The sequence below is a fragment of the Streptomyces sp. NPDC059002 genome (genome assembly GCF_042740435.1).
Classification (GTDB): domain Bacteria; phylum Actinomycetota; class Actinomycetes; order Streptomycetales; family Streptomycetaceae; genus Streptomyces.
On record NZ_JBHYJI010000053.1, the window covers coordinates 1 to 18,002 of the forward strand.

The following is an 18,002-nucleotide window of genomic DNA, read 5'->3' on the forward strand; positions in this document are numbered from 1 at the left end:
GAGGCCGGGGTCTTCCAACTCGTGCCCGTCCGTCTCGAACGCGATCTCCCTCTCATCAGCCGGTGGATGAACGACCCCGCCGTGGCGGCCTTCTGGGAACTGGCGGGCCCCGAGACCGTCACCGAATCCCATCTGCGCCCCCAGCTCGACGGCGACGGCCGCAGCGTCCCCTGCCTCGGCGTGCTCGAAGGCACACCGATGAGCTACTGGGAGATCTACCGGGCCGACCTCGACCCGTTGGCCCGGCACTATCCCGCCCGTCCGCACGACACCGGAATCCACCTCCTCATCGGCGGTGTCGCCAACCGCGGTCGTGGGCTCGGCACTTCACTGCTGAGAGCCGTGGCCGACCTGGTGCTCGACCATCGCCCCGCATGCGCACGCGTCGTGGCAGAACCCGACCTGCGCAACACCCCCTCCGTCTCCGCATTCCTGAGCGCGGGCTTCCGCTTCTCCGCCGAAGTGGACCTGCCCGACAAACGAGCCGCGCTCATGGTCCGTGACCGGGCCCTGCGCGCCGTGCTCTGATCCGATCACTCCCCGTACACCGCTCGCCCCGATCCGGTTCCCTCCCTGAGGAGTCGCCGTGCCGAATCCGTCCGCCAGCCAGATGTCCCACCCCTCCGTCGCGCTCTTCGATCCACCCGAGCTGAACCAGGACAGGTGGCGCGAGGCGGGCCGCCGCATGCTCGCCAAGATCATCGGCGAATTCGCGTACGAGGAGATCATCCGGCCCGTGCCGGAAGCACTGGGCGAGGCGGACACCTACCGCCTCGACCTCGAACCCACCGAGCCGGGCCGGGCCCTGGCGCAGATCGGCCACTACGGCACGTACCTCACCTTCGGCGCTCGCCGCGGCGCGTACGGCAGTTGGTACGTGGACCCCGCAAGCCTGGCCCTCTCCGAGTGCGGCGAACAGCCCACCCCCTTCGGCGACCCGCTGCGCTTCCTCGCGCTCGCCCGCCGGACCCTCGGCCTCGACGGCGCCACACTCGGCCACCTCATCCGCGAGCTGAGCGTCACGCTCTGCGCCGACACCCGGCTCGACCACGCCGCGATCACCTCCGCCGAACTCGCCGAACTCGGCTACGCGGACCTCGAAGGACACCAGACGGGTCACCCCTGGCTCGTCCTCAACAAGGGACGCATCGGCTTCTCCGCCGGCGACACCGACCGCTGGGCGCCGGAAGCGCGCCGCACCACGACCCTGCCGTGGATCGCCGTCCACACGGACCTCGGCCTCTACCGCGGCGTCACAGGACTGGAGACCGCGCAGCAGCTCTACGACCGCGAACTCGCCCCCGCCACACAGGAAGCCTTCGCCGACTTACTGCGTGCACGCGGACTCGACCCCCACGCCTACCTGTACCTCCCGGTGCACCCCTGGCAGTGGGACGAGATCGTGCTGCCGCTCTTCGCCTCCTCCATCGCCGCGAACAGCATCGTGCCGCTCTGCAGCGACGGTGACCTGCGCCTTCCCCAGCAGTCCATCCGCACCTTCCTCAACACGTCCCGACCCGACCGGCACACGGTGAAACTGCCGCTCTCGGTCCTCAACACCCTGGTCTGGCGCGGCCTGCCGACCGCCCGCACGCTCGCGGCACCGGCCGTCACGGCATGGATGCACGAACTGCGCGACGGCGACCCCTTCCTGCGCGACGAATGCGGCGTGATCCTGCTCGGGGAAGTCGCATCGGTGGCAGTGGAGCACCCGGTGTACGACGCGCTGCCCGAAGTCCCGTACCAGTACAGGGAACTGCTCGGTGCCATCTGGCGCGAGCCCATCGCCCGGTACCTCGCCCCGGGGGAGCGTGCCCGCACACTGGCCTCCCTTTTGCACGTCGACCCGGACGGCAGGGCCTTCGTCACGGAGCTCGTGGAACGCTCGGGGCTGACTCCGGAGGCATGGCTGCGGCGGCTCTTCGCTTCCTTGCTGCCCCCGCTGCTCCACTTCCTCTACCGCTACGGCACCGTGTTCTCCCCCCACGGCGAGAACGCCATCGTCGTCTTCGACGACAACGACGTCCCTGCCCGGCTTGCCGTGAAGGACTTCGTGGACGACGTCAACGTCAGCGCCGAGGCCCTGCCGGAGCACGACTTCATGCCGGACGACGTACGTCATGTCCTGCTCACGGAGCCGCCCGGATTCCTCACCCAGTTCATCCACTCCGGCCTCTTCGTAGGCGTCTTCCGCTACCTCGCGCCGCTGTGCCAGGAACAACTGGGCGTCCCGGAGGCCGACTTCTGGTCCTTCGTCCGGGCCGAGATCCTCCGCCATCAGGCGCGTGCTCCGGAGATGAAGAAGCGGTACGAGATGTTCGACCTGCTCACCCCGCGGATCGAGCGGCTGTGCCTCAACCGGAACCGGCTCCATCTGGACGGCTACCGCGACCGCCCCGAGCGGCCGCACGCCGCCGTGCACGGGACCGTGCCCAATCCGCTCCATCAACCGTGATCGCGAGATTGTCAGTGGGGCACCGTAGGGTGGTCGCGCTATGACGAAGCCCTCCCTCCCCGAGCTCCTGCACGCCGCCGTCACCGCTGTCGGCGGCACGGAACGCCCTGGCCAGGTGTCCATGGCCGAGACCGTCGCCGAGGCGATCGACGACGGCTCCCACCTGCTCGTCCAGGCCGGCACCGGCACGGGCAAATCCCTCGGCTATCTCGTACCAGCCCTGGCGCACGGGGAGCGGGTGGTCGTCGCGACGGCCACCCTCGCCCTGCAGCGCCAGCTCGTCGAGCGGGACCTGCCGCGGACGGTGGAGGCCCTGCATCCGCTGCTGCGCCGCCGCCCCCAGTACGCGATGCTCAAGGGCCGCTCGAACTACCTCTGTCTGCACCGCCTCCATGAAGGCGTGCCGCAGGAAGAGGAGGAGGGCCTCTTCGACCAGTTCGAGGCCGCCGCACCCACCAGCAAGCTCGGTCAGGACCTCCTGAGGATGCGGGACTGGGCGGACGAGACCGAGACGGGCGACCGCGACGACCTCACTCCCGGAGTCTCCGACCGTGCCTGGTCGCAGGTGTCCGTCTCCTCCAGGGAGTGCCTCGGCGCCTCGAAGTGTGCCTACGGGGCGGAGTGCTTCGCCGAGGCCGCCCGCGAGCGCGCCAAGCTCGCCGAGGTCGTCGTCACGAACCACGCACTGCTGGCGATCGATGCCATCGAGGGCGCCCCGGTCCTGCCCCAGCACGAGGTGCTGATCGTGGACGAGGCCCATGAGCTGGTCTCCCGTGTCACCGGCGTGGCCACCGGCGAGCTCACTCCGGGGCAGGTCAACCGCGCCGTGCGCCGCGCCGCCAAGCTCGTCAACGAGAAGGCGGCCGACCAGCTCCAGACCGCTTCCGAGGGCTTCGAGCGGCTGATGGAGCTGGCCCTGCCCGGCCGCCTGGAGGAGATCCCCGAAGACCTCGGGTACGCGCTGATGGCCCTGCGCGACGCCGCCCGCACGGTCATCACGGCACTCGGCTCCACGCGCGACAAATCGGTCCAGGACGAGGACGCGGTCCGCAAGCAGGCGCTCGCCTCCGTGGAGTCGATCCACGACGTGGCGGAGCGCATCACGAACGGCTCCGAGTACGACGTCGTCTGGTACGAGCGGCACGAGCGCTTCGGTGCCTCCCTGAGGGTGGCGCCCATGTCCGTTTCGGGGCTCCTGCGCGAGAAGCTCTTCGCCGACCGTTCGGTGATCCTCACCTCCGCCACGCTCAAGCTCGGCGGCGACTTCAACGGCGTGGGTGCCTCGCTGGGCCTGGCCCCCGAAGGCACCGAGTCCGAGGACGCCCCCGTCTGGAAGGGACTGGACGTCGGCTCGCCCTTCGACTACGGCAAGCAGGGCATTCTGTACGTCGCCAAGCACCTGGCCCGTCCGGGACGCGAGGGCACGCGCAGCGACATGCTCGATGAGCTCGCCGAGCTGATCGAGGCCGCCGGTGGCCGCACACTCGGGCTGTTCTCGTCGATGCGTGCGGCCCAGAGCGCGGCGGAGGAGCTGCGGGGCCGCCTGGACATGCCCATCCTGCTGCAGGGCGAGGAGACCCTCGGCGAGCTGATCAAGGGCTTCGCGGCCGACGCGCAGACCTGTCTCTTCGGGACGCTCTCCCTGTGGCAGGGCGTTGATGTGCCGGGCGCCAGCTGCCAGCTGGTGATCATGGACAAGATCCCGTTCCCGCGCCCCGACGACCCGCTGATGAGCGCCCGCCAGAAGGCGGTGGACGAGGCGGGCGGTAATGGCTTCATGGCCGTCGCGGCGACCCATGCGGCCCTGCTCATGGCGCAGGGCGCGGGTCGTCTCGTACGCGCGTCGGGGGACCGCGGTGTGGTTGCCGTCCTGGACCCCCGCCTGGCCACCGCGCGCTACGGCAGCTACCTGAGGGCCTCGCTGCCGGACTTCTGGTACACGACGGACCGCAATCAGGTGCGCCGCTCCCTCGCCGCGATCGACGCCGCGGCGAAGGCGGACGAGGCGTAAGCGCTTCGCTGGAAGACCGGTGCCGAATCTGCGGGCCGGTTGTGGCTGGTCGCGCAGGTCCCCGTGCCCCTTGCGGGGCGCGGAACCGCACCGCACTTCGACAAGGGAACACAGCAGGGCCCCGGAACCGGCGCAGTTGGTCCCGGGGCCCGGTCAGGGGCGGAGTCTCACACCCGCCGCAGCACCGCCACGACCTTGCCGAGGATGGTGGCCTCGTCGCCGGGGATGGGCTGGTACGCGGAGTTGTGCGGCAGCAGCCACACGTGACCGTCTTCGCGCTTGAAGCGCTTGACCGTGGCCTCGCCGTCCAGCATCGCGGCCACGATGTCGCCGTTCTCGGCGACGGGCTGGCGGCGCACGGTGACCCAGTCGCCGTCGCAGATGGCGGCTTCGATCATCGAGTCACCGACGACCTTCAGTACGAAGAGCTCGCCGTCGCCGACGAGCTGCCGGGGGAGGGGGAAGACGTCCTCCACCGACTCCTCGGCGAGGATCGGCCCACCTGCGGCGATGCGTCCGACTAGCGGGACGTACGAAGCGGCCGGCTTGCCCGTGGTGTCGGTGGGCTGGCTGCTCGGCTGGTCCGAGCCGCGCACCTCGTACGCGCGCGGGCGGTGCGGGTCGCGGCGCAGGAAGCCCTTGCGCTCCAGCGCCATCAGCTGATGGGCGACCGAAGAGGTGCTGGAGAGGCCGACCGCCTGTCCGATCTCCCGCATGGACGGCGGATAACCCCGTCGCTGGACGGAGTCCCTGATGACCTCGATCACCCGGCGCTGCCGGTCGGTGAGCCCCGAGCTGTCGGCGCGGATTCCTGGAGGGCGGCCCGGCAGGGAGCGTGTGGGCTTGGGCCCCTCCTGGTTCGTGGCTGCGTCATTCATGGCATGCACCGGCTCGAGTCGGCTCTGGGAGCGGTCCTGGGCAGTGATGGTGGCACTGTCTGCGGTGGTGGTCACGTCGGTCGGCCCCTCTCGAGATGTTCTCTCCCTAGCTAGCCAACGGTAGTTGCTTTCGAAAGGTTGCGCCAAACACACGTTCGAGTGAAAAATCGCAGATTGCCTGACGTGATCATGTGTCCGGGTGTATGGCTAGCGCTCGGGCCGAATGGCAATTCGGTTCATTACGGTACGCTTCACCGCCGGGATGCTGACCCCCTCGGTGGAGCCCCCATAGTGCCATCCGGCGCCCCGTCAACCCGGCACCGGCCCCCTTTGCGGGTGGCGCGAGCGAAGGCCTCGTATGCCTGTCGCGGTCCGGGGCGGCGCGACACGCGATGGTGTCGGAAAAGCGGCCAAACCCCAGATCTAGTGGTTGGATTGCAACAGCAGCCCAGAAGTTGTGGTCCCTGGTCTTTCGAGGTCCTGGGGATCGCCTATGCTTGGGGCTGCTTCGAGGGCCCCGAGGGCCTGTTGAAGCTTATGAGTCGTGCCGTGAAGGAGGGTTGGGAGTTCCATGCACTGCCCCTTCTGCAGGCACCCCGACAGCCGCGTTGTCGACAGTCGCACCACTGACGACGGCACGTCGATCCGCAGGCGCCGCCAGTGCCCCGACTGCTCCCGTCGTTTCACGACCGTGGAGACGTGCTCACTGATGGTGGTCAAGCGCAGCGGCGTGACCGAGCCCTTCAGTCGTACGAAGGTCATCAACGGCGTCCGCAAGGCGTGCCAGGGGCGGCCGGTGACCGAGGACGCCCTCGCTCTGCTCGGCCAGCGGGTCGAAGAGGCGGTGCGCGCCACCGGAAGCGCCGAACTGACCACTCATGACGTGGGCCTTGCCATACTCGGCCCGTTGCAGGAGCTCGACCTCGTCGCCTACCTGCGCTTCGCGTCCGTGTACCGGGCCTTCGACTCGCTCGAGGACTTCGAGGCTGCCATCGGGGAGCTGAGGGAACAGCGGCTCGACGCCGAGCCGCGCGACGCGGACGGAGAGCGCGTCGTGAACGACTGCGGGCCCGGCGGGACTGTCGAAGTCCCGGTGCCCGCCACCGCCGCCGACTGACCGGCTGACCGACCGGCCGGCGGCGAACCAGACCTGTCGCGGGTGTCCTCTGTGATGCCCGCGACACCAGACACACATCCGTGCCACGGGAAGAACGTGGCACTTCAGGGCGTTTTAGCCTGATACAGGGAGGCGGCATGACCGAGACGACGAGCGGCCCGGCACGAGGTTCCCGCGCCAAGGGATCCAAGGCCAGCAAGGGTCTGCGTATCGAGCGCATCCACACGACCCCCGGCGTGCATCCGTACGACGAGGTGGCCTGGGAGCGCCGTGACGTCGTCATGACCAACTGGCGCGACGGCTCGGTCAACTTCGAGCAGCGTGGCGTCGAGTTCCCCGACTTCTGGTCGGTGAACGCGGTCAACATCGTCACCAGCAAGTACTTCCGCGGGGCCGTCGGCACCCCGCAGCGCGAGACCGGCCTCAAGCAGCTGATCGACCGCATCGTGAAGACGTACCGCAAGGCCGGCGAGGACTACAACTACTTCGCCTCGCCCGCCGACGCGGAGATCTTCGAGCACGAGCTGGCGTATGCCCTCCTGCACCAGATCTTCAGCTTCAACTCGCCGGTCTGGTTCAACGTCGGAACGCCCCAGCCGCAGCAGGTTTCCGCCTGCTTCATCCTGGCCGTCGACGACTCCATGGAGTCGATCCTCGACTGGTACAAGGAAGAGGGCATGATCTTCAAGGGCGGCTCCGGCGCCGGCCTGAACCTCTCCCGCATCCGTTCCTCCAAGGAACTGCTGTCCTCCGGAGGCAACGCCTCGGGTCCCGTCTCCTTCATGCGCGGTGCCGACGCCTCCGCCGGAACCATCAAGTCCGGTGGCGCCACGCGCCGCGCGGCCAAGATGGTCATCCTCGACGTCGACCACCCCGACATCGAGGGCTTCATCGAGACCAAGGTGAAGGAAGAGGAGAAGATCCGCGCCCTGCGCGACGCGGGCTTCGACATGGACCTGGGCGGCGACGACATCACGTCCGTCCAGTACCAGAACGCCAACAACTCGGTCCGCGTGAACGACGAGTTCATGAAGGCCGTGGAGACCGGTTCGAAGTTCGGTCTGCGCGCCCGCATGACCGGTGACGTCATCGAGGAGGTCGACGCCAAGTCGCTCTTCCGCAAGATGGCCGAGGCCGCCTGGGCCTGCGCCGACCCCGGCATCCAGTACGACGACACCATCAACGCCTGGCACACCTGCCCGGAGTCCGGCCGCATCAACGGCTCGAACCCGTGCAGCGAGTACATGCACCTGGACAACACGTCCTGCAACCTCGCCTCGCTGAACCTGATGAAGTTCCTGAAGGACGACGGCAAGGGCACCCAGTCCTTCGACGCCGAGCGCTTCTCGAAGGTCGTCGAGCTGGTCATCACCGCGATGGACATCTCCATCTGCTTCGCGGACTTCCCGACCCAGAAGATCGGCGAGAACACCCGCGCCTTCCGCCAGCTGGGCATCGGCTACGCCAACCTCGGCGCCCTGCTCATGGCCACCGGCCACGCGTACGACTCCGACGGCGGCCGCGCCCTCGCCGGTGCCATCACCTCGCTGATGACGGGCACGTCGTACAAGCGCTCCGCCGAGCTCGCGGCGGTCGTCGGCCCCTACGACGGCTACGCCCGCAACGCGACGCCCCACAAGCGCGTCATGAAGCAGCACGCCGACGCCAACGCCTCGGCCGTCCGCATGGACGACCTGGACACCCCGATCTGGGCCGCCGCCACGGAGGCCTGGCAGGACGTGGTCCGCCTCGGCGAGAAGAACGGTTTCCGTAACTCCCAGGCGTCCGTCATCGCCCCGACCGGCACCATCGGTCTCGCGATGTCCTGCGACACCACGGGCCTGGAGCCCGACCTCGCCCTGGTGAAGTTCAAGAAGCTCGTCGGCGGCGGCTCGATGCAGATCGTCAACGGCACCGTGCCGCAGGCCCTGCGTCGCCTGGGCTACCAGGAGGAGCAGATCGAGGCGATCGTCGCCCACATCGCCGAGAACGGCAATGTGATCGACGCCCCCGGTCTGAAGACCGAGCACTACGAGGTCTTCGACTGCGCCATGGGTGAGCGCTCCATCTCCGCGATGGGCCACGTCCGCATGATGGCCGCGATCCAGCCGTGGATCTCCGGCGCCCTCTCCAAGACGGTCAACCTTCCGGAGACCGCCACCGTCGAGGACGTCGAAGAGGTCTACTTCGAGGCCTGGAAGATGGGCGTCAAGGCGCTCGCCATCTACCGCGACAACTGCAAGGTCGGCCAGCCCCTCTCGGCCAAGAAGAAGGACGACGAGAAGGCCGAGATCACCGAGAAGACCGAGGACACGATCCGTGCCGCGGTCGAGAAGGTGGTCGAGTACCGCCCGGTCCGCAAGCGCCTTCCGAAGGGCCGTCCCGGCATCACGACCTCCTTCACGGTGGGTGGCGCCGAGGGCTACATGACCGCCAACTCCTACCCGGACGACGGTCTCGGTGAGGTCTTCCTGAAGATGTCCAAGCAGGGCTCGACCCTCGCGGGCATGATGGACGCCTTCTCCATCGCCGTCTCGGTCGGTCTGCAGTACGGCGTGCCCCTGGAGACGTACGTTTCCAAGTTCACGAACATGCGCTTCGAGCCGGCCGGCATGACGGACGACCCGGACGTGCGGATGGCGCAGTCGATCGTCGACTACATCTTCCGCCGCCTGGCGCTGGACTTCCTGCCCTTCGAGACCCGCTCCGCGCTCGGCATCCACTCCGCCGAGGAGCGCCAGCGTCACCTGGAGACGGGTTCGTACGAGCCCGCCGAGGACGAGGTCGACGTCGAGGGTCTGGCCCAGTCCGCCCCGCGGCAGACCGAGTCCCTGAAGGCGGTCTCCACGCCGAAGGCCGAGGCCGAGGCGCCGAAGCCCGCCCCGCAGCAGGCGCACACCAGCGCCGAGCTCGTCGAGATGCAGCTGGGCATCCAGGCCGACGCCCCGCTCTGCTTCTCCTGCGGTACGAAGATGCAGCGCGCCGGCTCCTGCTACATCTGCGAGGGCTGCGGCTCGACCAGCGGCTGCAGCTGACCTTGCGGGGTCGGGCCGGATGCGCCTCCGGCCCGGCCCGCGCGGGTAGCTGACCAGCAGCGCATGAAGGGGACCGACGCAGCGTCGGTCCCCTTCGTCGTGCCCGCAGAGCTCGTGGCGGTGCATCGGTGCAGCGGTGCACCGGCGGGTCCAGGGCGACGGCGACGCCCCTTCAGCGCCGTGTCAGAGCTCGCTCCCCATGAGCGCGGCGAACGACGTCGGGTCGGTGTCGAAGCCCCGGACGGCCTCGCGGAACAACCATGCTCCGGACTCGTCCCGGGTGAACTCGGCGATGGTCGACGCGGTGGACCGGGCGACCTCGGCCAGGTCGCTCAGCGCCAGGTCGGTGTGGCCCTCGCGGATCCGGACGGCCGTGTTCGCGATGTCGCCGAACACCTTCTGCTCCTCGTGCTGCTGTATCGCCACCCCGACCACGACCCGGGAGTACGCGGGGGAGAGCCGGTCGAGCTCCAGGGTCATGACCTCGTCGAAACCGAAGCCCTGTCCGGTCCTGCTGTCGCGGTTGAGCGTGATCGTGCCGTCCGGCGAGCGGCTGTCGAAGTGCACGAGATACACAGGGCTGCCGTACGGGTCTTCCTTCGCGTACGTCGCGGCGATGATGTCGAGATCGTTCTGTGGCTCGCCGGCCGGGCTCGGATCCCATTTCAGACCGACTTCGACCTTCCGGATCCCCTTGCTGACACTGCTCACCGGACTTCCCCCTCCTCGTGCCCTGCCGCTGCGCATTCACCACGCAAGTCCATGGCACACGCTACGACCTACGACTGACAACGTCGTAGCTTCCCTGGTCAGAAGTGGTCAAGTGCACCGGCAGCGGGGCGGGTTGGCGCCCGATGCGGCGATATGGATCATTGCTCCATGACATGGAACGGGGAAGAGCTCGATATCGACGCCTACTTGGTGCGGCTCGGGCACACGGGGGAGACGAAGCCGGATCTGGAGACCCTGCGTGCGCTGCACCGGGCGCATGTGGCGGCGATCCCCTTCGAGAACCTGGAGATGATGCTCGGCCGTCCGGTCCCGCTGGACCTGGCGGCGCTCCAGGACAAGATGGTGCGCCGACGGCGGGGCGGCTACTGCTACGAACAGAACCTGCTCTTCGCGGCGGCCCTGGAGCGCATCGGCTTTACGGTCACGGGACTTGGCGCCCGGGTCAGGGCCGGCGCGTCGTCCACGCGCGCGGTGACGCACATGCTCCTCAAGGTCGAGGCGGACGGTGAGGAGTGGCACTGCGACGTCGGCTTCGGTGCCGACGGGCTGCTGGAGCCGATCCCGCTGCGTGCAGGGGGCGAAGTGCGGCAAGGAGAGTGGCGTTTCTCGATCGAGGGGGAGGCCGACGGGGTTCTGGTGCTGCGGACGTGGCAGTCCGGCGGATGGTTCGACCTCTACGCGTACACGCAGGAACGGCGCCTGCCCGTCGACTACGTAGTGATGAACCACTACACCTCGACCCACCCCAGGTCGTCGTTCATCCGCCGCCCGGTGGTGCAGAGGGCCGCCCCGGACGTGCGGCGCGGGCTGGTGGGTGATCAGCTGACGGTGGCGCGTCCGGGCGGTTCGGTGGACGAACGAAGCGTTCCTGTGGACGAATTGACGGATGTTCTCGTTCGGGAGTTCGGTATCGAACTGGATGCTGAGGAGACGGCCGAGCTGATCCGGGTGCACTACGCCGGAGCGTGACCCGGGCCACGCTCCGCGCCGTACGATGGCGCGGTGCTGGTCAAGTGGATTCGCTGCACCGTTGTCGACCGTCGGGGGTTCGAGCGAGGGCAGCGAAAGTGGGCGGGGCTGTTGGGGGAGCCGGGGTTCCGAGGGCAGGGCGGGGGGTGGAGCCGGGGACGGCCGGGGGTGGCCCATGTCTTCGCCTTCTGGGAGAGCCGCGCCTTCTACGACTCCTTCATGGCCCGCGCGCACGACCGCCTTGCGGCAGCGCAGGGAGGCACCTACAAGAACCTCCAGGCCAAGCTCTTCGACCACCGCTTCGATGTGAAGACGGGATTCGAACCGCGCTTCACGGACGCCGACGTGGTGCGCGTGGCGCACTGCCGGGTCCGTGAAGCGCGCGTCGACCACTTCGCGTTGATGCAGGAGAAGGTGTGGAACCCGGCGATGGCGGGATCGCCGGGGATGGTGCGCGGCTTCTTCGGAGAGGCGCCCGGACATGAGTTCCTGGTGCTTTCCATGTGGCAGTCGGCCGCGGAGCACGGGAAGTACCGGGCCGAGCGGGTGGAGCGTCTTTCGCTGCGGGCCCAGACGGCCGCCGATGTCTCGGCTCTCGCGGGTGACATCGTTCAGCTGGAGCCGTCCTGGACGGTGTGACCGTTCAGTGCCTGTTGTAGGCACCGGCGCGAGTGGCGGCGATGGCTGCCGCTGCCGACTGGTCGGCGAGTTCCGCGTCGACCGGCTCGCGGGTGATGAACACACGAAGCAGAAGCGGTGCGGACACCGCGCGGACCAGGGCCGCCGCGTCGACGTCCGTGTCCGCCTCCCCGCGCTCCACGGCGCGGGCGACCACCGCCTCGCAGCGGGTGAACCGCTCGGCGTAGAAGGCGTGCAGGGCATCCGCGGCCCGCTGCGACTGGAAGGCCGCCGCGACGAACGCGGTGGGCGCCGAGGCCGCCGCGCTGTCGGAGAACGAGTCGACCACCTCGCGGGCGAGCTCACGCAGGTCGCCCTCCAGGCTCCCGGTGTCCGGCGGGACCCACGCGTCCTCGCCCGCCATGTCCAGGGCGTCGGCGACCATCCCTTCGAGGCTGCCCCAGCGGCGGTACAGCGTGGTCTTGTGCACGCCGGAGTGATCGGCGACGTACTCGACGGTGAGGCCCGGATAGCCGTGGTCGGCGAGGCCGCTGAGCACGGCGTCGCGGACGGCGGCACGGGTGCGGGCCGTGCGGCCGCCCGGGCGCCGGGTGCCGGGCGCGGGCGTCGCCGACCCGGGCTCGGTGGGCGCCGTCGCTTCCCCGGGAGACGACGGCCGAGCCGCCGATACCTCGTCGTGGCTCGCCCCTCGAGCGCTGTGACCAGCTGGAACAGGCTTGTCCGTCATTGATCTTCCTTCTTCGCCGTCTCACGCGAGACATTCAATCGCTACTGCTGTTGCGTTAGTGCGGTCACCGTGTCACACTTATCGTAATGCGACGAACGTTGCGTTTGCTTGAGGTGGATGCGAATTCGGGGGTGCTCTTGCCTACTCAGATCTCGCTGCATGGGGTGACCAAGGCGCGCGGTGAACGGCTGTTGCTCGACGATGTGTCCCTGGCGATCCGCCCGGGCGAGCGCATAGGTGTCGTGGGGGAGAACGGCGCAGGGAAGTCCACGCTGCTCCAGCTGATGTCCGGACACCAACTGCCCGACGAGGGCGAGGTGGTGACCGTCGCCGAGCGTGGGACGGGGCTTCTCGCGCAGACTCCGCAACTGCCTCCGGACAGCCGCGTCGGAGACACGATCGACGCCGCGCTGGGCGAACTGCGTTCCATGGAGCAGCGTTTGCGCGAGCTCGAAGCCGACCTGGGTTCCGCCGCCGAGCAGGCCCTGGCCGAGTACGGAGAACTGCTCACGGCCTTCGAACTGCGTGGCGGCTACGAGGCGGACGCGCGCGTGGACAAGGCGATGCACGGACTGGGGCTCGGGCACATCGACCGGGACCGGATCCTGGGCAGCTTGTCCGGTGGTGAGCAGGCCAGGCTCGGCCTGGCCTGCCTCATCGCCGCGGCCCCCGAGGTCATGTTCCTGGACGAGCCGACCAACCACTTGGACGAGGGAGCGCTGGACTGGCTGGAGGACGCGCTCTCGGCCCATCGAGGGACGGTGATCGCGGTCTCCCACGACCGCACCTTCCTGGAACGCGTCGCCACCGCGATCCTCGAAGTGGACGCCGACCGCCGTTCGGTCGTGCGCCACGGGGGCGGCTATCAGGGCCTGCTGGCGGAACGGGCCGCCGCACGGCTGCGCTGGGAGCAGGAGTACGCGGACTGGTGCGCGGAGACGAGCCGCCTCCAGGAGTTCATGGCGACCACCGCCCATGCCGTCGCCGGGGGCCGCGGCATGAAGGACAACAACAAAATGGCGTACGACCGGGCCGGAGGCCGTGTCCAGGCCTCGGTCGCCGGGCGGGTGCGCAACGCACAGGAACGACTTCGTCGGCTGCGCGAGCAGCCCGTGGCCACACCGCCCGAGCCGCTGCGCTTCACCGCGCGCCCGGTCGCGGGAGCGGCCGAAGGAGCGCTGGTGACCCTGCGGGGCGTACGAGTGGGCGAGCGCCTCGCCGTGGATGAGCTCACGGTGTCGGCAGGCGAACGCCTGCTGATCCACGGGGGCAACGGAGCGGGCAAGTCCACGCTGCTGCGGACGATGGCAGGTGTACTGGAACCGGACGAAGGCACGGTCGTCCGCAGAGGCCGCATCGGGTATCTCGCCCAGGAGATACCGGTGCGCGGACCTGCAGAACGAGTCCTTGAGGTGTTCGGCAGAGGTCTGGCGCTCACCGAGGAGGAGCAGGCGGAACTGCTCCTGTCATACGGACTGTTCCGGCCCCGCGACCTCCACGTCCCGGTGGGCTCGCTCTCCGCCGGGCAGCGCCGGAGGCTGGCCCTCGCCCGGCTCCTCGCCAGGCCCGCCGACCTGCTGCTGCTCGACGAGCCGGCCAACCACCTGGCGCTCGGCCTGGTCGAGGAACTGGAGGCGGCGCTGGACCAGTGGACGGGAGCCCTCGTCGTCGTCTCGCACGACCGACTGCTGCGGCGACGCTTCACAGGCCGAATACGCCGGATGGAGTCCGGACGGCTACCCGACTGAGCCGCTCTGCAGGCAGCCGATCTAGGGTCTCCCTATGGCACGCCCGCGGCGCATCATCCTGGTCCGGCACGGCGAGTCGGCCGGAAACGCCGACGACACCGTGTACGAGCGCGAGCCCGACCACGCTCTCGCGCTCACCGAGACGGGGTGGTCCCAGGCGCGCGACACCGGAAAGCGCCTGCGGGAGGTGATCGGCCGGGAACGGGTGAGCGTGTACGTCTCGCCGTACCGCCGCACCCACGAGACCTTCCAGGCGCTGCGGCTCGACCCGGAGCTGGTGCGCGTACGGGAGGAGCCGAGGCTGCGGGAGCAGGACTGGGGCAACTGGCAGGACAGGGACGACGTACGGCTGCAGAAGGCCTATCGCGATGCGTACGGACACTTCTTCTACCGCTTCGCGCAGGGCGAGTCCGGAGCCGACGTCTACGACAGGGTGGGGGCTTTCCTGGAGAGCCTCTACCGGAGCTTCGAAGCCCCGGACCATCCGCCGAACGTCCTGCTGGTCACCCACGGGCTGACCATGCGGCTCTTCTGCATGCGCTGGTTCCACTGGTCGGTGGCCGAGTTCGAGTCGCTGTCCAACCCGGGGAACGGCGAGATGAGGATGCTCGTGCTCGGGGACGACGGCAAGTACACGCTGGACCGGCCGTTCGAACGCTGGCGTGAACCCGAGCCGTACGGCGTCACCGGATAGAGTGGCAGGGCGATGACCGCTGACTCCTCTCCCGACCGGCGCCTGGAGCGCGCTCTGGCCAGCCTGCGCGGACTGGCGGTGGGGGACGCGCTGGGCTCACAGTTCTTCGTGCCGGCGCACTACCCACTGCTCAAGCACCGACAGCTGCCTGACGCCCCCTGGCAGTGGACCGACGACACCGAGATGGCCTGTTCCGTGCTGGCCGTCCTCATCAAGCACCGCCGGATCGACCAGGACGCGCTTGCCCTGTCCTTCGCCGAGCACCACGACTTCGACCGGGGCTACGGCCCTGCGGTGAACCGGCTGCTGAGGCAGGTCCGCGAGGGCGGGGACTGGCGGGAGCTGGCCTCCGCACTCTTCAAGGGGCAGGGGTCCTGGGGGAACGGCGCGGCCATGCGGATCGCGCCGCTCGGGGCCTGGTACGCGGACGACCCGGAGCAGGCGACCCACCAGGCGGAGATCTCCGCCTACCCCACGCATCAGCACCGCGAGGCCGTCGTGGGGGCCATGGCAGTGGCCGCGGCCGCGGCATTGACGGCCGCGCCCGCGGGGCCGCCCACACCGAAGGCGCTGCTCGACGGCGTCATCGCTCTGGTGCCGCGCAGTGCCGTGGCGGCGGGGCTGCGCCGGGCGCGCGACATGCTCGACTACGGGGACTCGGCGACGGTCGCCGCAGTCCTGGGGTGCGGCCGCCGTACGACGGCCCATGACACGGTGCCCTTCGCGCTGTGGTCGGCCGCCCGCGGTCTCGGTGCGTACGAGCGCGCCATCTGGGACACCGCTCAGGTCGGCGGCGACATGGACACGACGTGCGCCATCGTGGGTGGCGTGATCGCAGCCGCCGACGATGGAGCGCCGCCCGCCGAGTGGCTCCGGCGGACCGAGGCATTGCCCGACTGGGTTCCTGTCGGCGCGGGCTGAACCTCGGGCGTGGGTGGCCCGGAGGTACCGTCACGGTCCTGCCACAGGGGAGCCCGGGAAGGAAGGCGTCGACGGCTCCCAGCTAGTCTGGGACGGGCCGCGAGTTGATCTTGACTTGCGTGCGTTGAACGAGATGCCGGTCCCCACGGCCCGCGGTCATGTGTACGTGGCGTGAGGTGCGCGTGCGGGCCGGCCGGGAGGGGGTCCCGTGTCCGACACACCAACCAGACACGACGGTTCAGACGCATCTGAACCGTCCGATGCGCAAGCTCTGTCCGATGTGCCAACTCTGTCCGATGCGCCGGCGCCGTCAGGTGTCGAAGAGCCGCGCGTCGAATCGGCAGCCGCCACAGCTGCCACAGCCGCCGCCAGCGGTGGCGAGGCCGCCGGCGGTGCAGGTGGCAAGGGGGAACCCCAGGACGCAGTGCCGGACTCTGCGCCAGGGAACCCCGTGCCGGGCTCCGCGCCAGGGAACCCCGCGCCGGGCCCCGCTCCATGGCCGACCCCGGGATACACATTTCCTGGCCCGCGCCCCGGGTGGGACTACCCGGCGTCCACTCGTACGCCGCTGCTCGCCGATCTGCGGGCCGACCCGCCCGGCCCTGTCCGTGCGGCGACGCTCTGCGCGGTGCTCGCCACCGGTGTCCTGAGCATGCTGCTCCTCGGCGACGGGCTGGCGCTCAACCTGCTGATCGTCGCCGTGCCAGCCACGCTCGCCGCCTACTTCGCCGCGCAGACGGCTGGTCGCAGACCGCGCGCCTGGTCGCTGACGTGGGCCATCGGTGGCCTCGCGCTGCTGATCGTGCCCGCGCTGCGCGACGCGGGATGGCCGTCGTTCCTGGCGATCGTCTCCGCGATCGCCCTCGGCTCGCTCGCGCTCCACGGCTGCCGGACCTGGCTCGGCGTGCTCCTGAGCCCTCTCGGCATCTTCGACGCTGTCTTCACCGGAGTCCGGTGGGGCTGGCGCGGGCTGCGTGAGCGCGCGGGGAGTGCGCGCGGCCTCGGTCCCGTGCTGCGCGCGATCGCGGTGGCCGCTGTGCTGCTCCTGGTCTTCGGAGCACTGTTCGCCGGTGCCGATGCCGCCTTCGCGGATCTGCTCGGCGATCTGATACCCGACGCCTCCGTCGCGGGCAGCCCCTGGCGCTTTCTGCTCCTGGTCGTAGGTGTGGTCGGAGCGTTGGCGGCCGCACACACGGCCGCCTCTCCGGTGCGCTGGGACCGGCTCGTGGTGAATCCAGGCCGGGCGCGCGGCCGGGTCGAGTGGGCGCTGCCGCTGATCGTGCTCAACGTGCTGTTCGCGGCGTTCAACGCGGTCCAACTGGCCGTGCTCTTCGGCGGGTACGACGCGGTGCTCGACAAGACCGGACTGTCGTACTCCGCCTATGCGCGGCAGGGATTCTGGCAGCTGCTCTTCGTCACCCTCCTGACGCTCCTCGTCATCGTCTTCGCGCTGCGCTGGGCCCCGCGCTCCGACGCCCGGGACCGGACGCTGGTGCGCGGGGTGCTCGGCACCCTCTGCGTACTGACGCTCGTCGTGGTGGCGTCCGCGGTGCGCCGCATGGACATGTACGTAGAGGCGTACGGCCTGACCAGGCTGAGGATCTCGGTGGTGGCCGGAGAGCTCTGGCTCGGCGTGGTCATCCTGTTGATCATGGCCGCGGGGGTCTGGGGCGCCCGGTGGCTGCCGCGTGCCGTCGCCGCGAGCGCGGCGGCCGGTGTGCTGGCCTTCGGCCTGCTGTCACCCGACGCACTGATCGCCGAACGCAATGTGCAGCGCTATACGGAGACCGGCAAGTTCGACTTCGACTACGCGCGGCAGTTGTCCGCCGATGCGGTCCCGGCCCTGGACAAGCTGCCGGAGCCCCAGCGCTCCTGCGCCATCGAGGCCGTCATGGATGGCCTCGGGGCGGAGAGCGGCCCGTGGTACGCGACGAGCCTGGGGGAGTCCCGGGCCCGGCGGATCGTGGAGGAACGGCCGCCTTCGGCGCCTCCGGGATTCTGCGACGGGACGAGCACCGACAGCACCTACCGCTAGGAGCGCACCACTGCGTACTGCCCATGACGCCACCCGATGCC

14 protein-coding genes are annotated in these 18,002 nt (G+C 69.6%); 11 read left to right on the forward strand and 3 right to left on the reverse strand.

The window, feature by feature from the left end; all coding sequences use genetic code 11:
• From ACFWZ2_RS33470 to ACFWZ2_RS33480, 3 genes are all read left to right on the forward strand, one after another.
• Positions 1-528 (forward strand): GNAT family N-acetyltransferase (locus ACFWZ2_RS33470; RefSeq protein ID WP_384552143.1); only part of this gene is annotated, 528 nt, incomplete at its 5' end.
• 58 nt (positions 529-586) lie between these two features.
• Positions 587-2,455, forward strand: a complete 1,869-nt coding sequence (locus tag ACFWZ2_RS33475; RefSeq protein ID WP_384552145.1) for an IucA/IucC family protein — start codon at positions 587-589, stop codon at positions 2,453-2,455.
• Positions 2,456-2,495: 40 nt separating this feature from the next.
• A complete protein-coding gene (locus tag ACFWZ2_RS33480) occupies positions 2,496-4,466 on the forward strand; it encodes an ATP-dependent DNA helicase (RefSeq protein WP_384552147.1) in 1,971 nt (656 codons plus the stop codon).
• 167 nt (positions 4,467-4,633) lie between these two features.
• Here ACFWZ2_RS33480 and lexA read toward each other — a convergent pair whose 3' ends face one another.
• Complete coding sequence (lexA, locus tag ACFWZ2_RS33485) at positions 4,634-5,419, reverse strand: transcriptional repressor LexA (protein WP_030778599.1); 786 nt, start codon at positions 5,417-5,419, stop codon at positions 4,634-4,636.
• 496 nt (positions 5,420-5,915) lie between these two features.
• On the opposite strand from lexA, the gene nrdR reads away from it, so the two are divergent.
• Complete coding sequence (nrdR, locus tag ACFWZ2_RS33490) at positions 5,916-6,461, forward strand: transcriptional regulator NrdR (protein ID WP_384552149.1); 546 nt, start codon at positions 5,916-5,918, stop codon at positions 6,459-6,461.
• Positions 6,462-6,598: 137 nt separating this feature from the next.
• Positions 6,599-9,496, forward strand: a complete 2,898-nt coding sequence (locus tag ACFWZ2_RS33495) for a vitamin B12-dependent ribonucleotide reductase (protein WP_384552151.1) — start codon at positions 6,599-6,601, stop codon at positions 9,494-9,496.
• Between the two features lie 183 nt (positions 9,497-9,679).
• Here ACFWZ2_RS33495 and ACFWZ2_RS33500 read toward each other — a convergent pair whose 3' ends face one another.
• A complete protein-coding gene (locus tag ACFWZ2_RS33500; RefSeq protein ID WP_384552153.1) occupies positions 9,680-10,243 on the reverse strand; it encodes a TerD family protein in 564 nt (187 codons plus the stop codon).
• A gap of 132 nt (positions 10,244-10,375) precedes the next feature.
• Between ACFWZ2_RS33500 and ACFWZ2_RS33505 the strand changes: the two genes are divergently transcribed.
• Positions 10,376-11,197 carry an arylamine N-acetyltransferase gene (locus tag ACFWZ2_RS33505; protein ID WP_384552155.1) on the forward strand — a complete coding sequence of 274 codons (822 nt, stop codon included), beginning with the start codon at positions 10,376-10,378 and terminating at the stop codon, positions 11,195-11,197.
• Positions 11,198-11,230: 33 nt separating this feature from the next.
• Positions 11,231-11,836 carry a YdbC family protein gene (locus ACFWZ2_RS33510; RefSeq protein WP_384552157.1) on the forward strand — a complete coding sequence of 202 codons (606 nt, stop codon included), beginning with the start codon at positions 11,231-11,233 and terminating at the stop codon, positions 11,834-11,836.
• Between the two features lie 4 nt (positions 11,837-11,840).
• Here the strand turns inward: ACFWZ2_RS33510 and ACFWZ2_RS33515 are convergent, their stop codons facing one another.
• Complete coding sequence (locus ACFWZ2_RS33515; RefSeq protein WP_384552159.1) at positions 11,841-12,563, reverse strand: TetR/AcrR family transcriptional regulator C-terminal ligand-binding domain-containing protein; 723 nt, start codon at positions 12,561-12,563, stop codon at positions 11,841-11,843.
• A gap of 86 nt (positions 12,564-12,649) precedes the next feature.
• Here ACFWZ2_RS33515 and ACFWZ2_RS33520 point away from each other — a divergent pair, with 86 nt between their 5' ends.
• The 4 genes from ACFWZ2_RS33520 (at position 12,650) to ACFWZ2_RS33535 (ending at position 17,961) form a co-directional block, all read left to right on the forward strand.
• Positions 12,650-14,311, forward strand: a complete 1,662-nt coding sequence (locus ACFWZ2_RS33520; protein ID WP_384552160.1) for an ABC-F family ATP-binding cassette domain-containing protein — start codon at positions 12,650-12,652, stop codon at positions 14,309-14,311.
• A 34-nt stretch (positions 14,312-14,345) separates the two neighbouring features.
• Positions 14,346-15,005 carry a histidine phosphatase family protein gene (locus ACFWZ2_RS33525; RefSeq protein WP_384552162.1) on the forward strand — a complete coding sequence of 220 codons (660 nt, stop codon included), beginning with the start codon at positions 14,346-14,348 and terminating at the stop codon, positions 15,003-15,005.
• A 12-nt stretch (positions 15,006-15,017) separates the two neighbouring features.
• On the forward strand, positions 15,018-15,926 hold the full coding sequence (locus ACFWZ2_RS33530) for an ADP-ribosylglycohydrolase family protein (RefSeq protein ID WP_384552164.1): 909 nt from the start codon (positions 15,018-15,020) through the stop codon (positions 15,924-15,926).
• Positions 15,927-16,206: 280 nt separating this feature from the next.
• The gene (locus ACFWZ2_RS33535; RefSeq protein ID WP_384552166.1) at positions 16,207-17,961 is read left to right on the forward strand and encodes a DUF4153 domain-containing protein; all 1,755 of its coding nucleotides are present in this window, start codon (positions 16,207-16,209) and stop codon (positions 17,959-17,961) included.
• Positions 17,962-18,002: the final 41 nt, after the last annotated feature.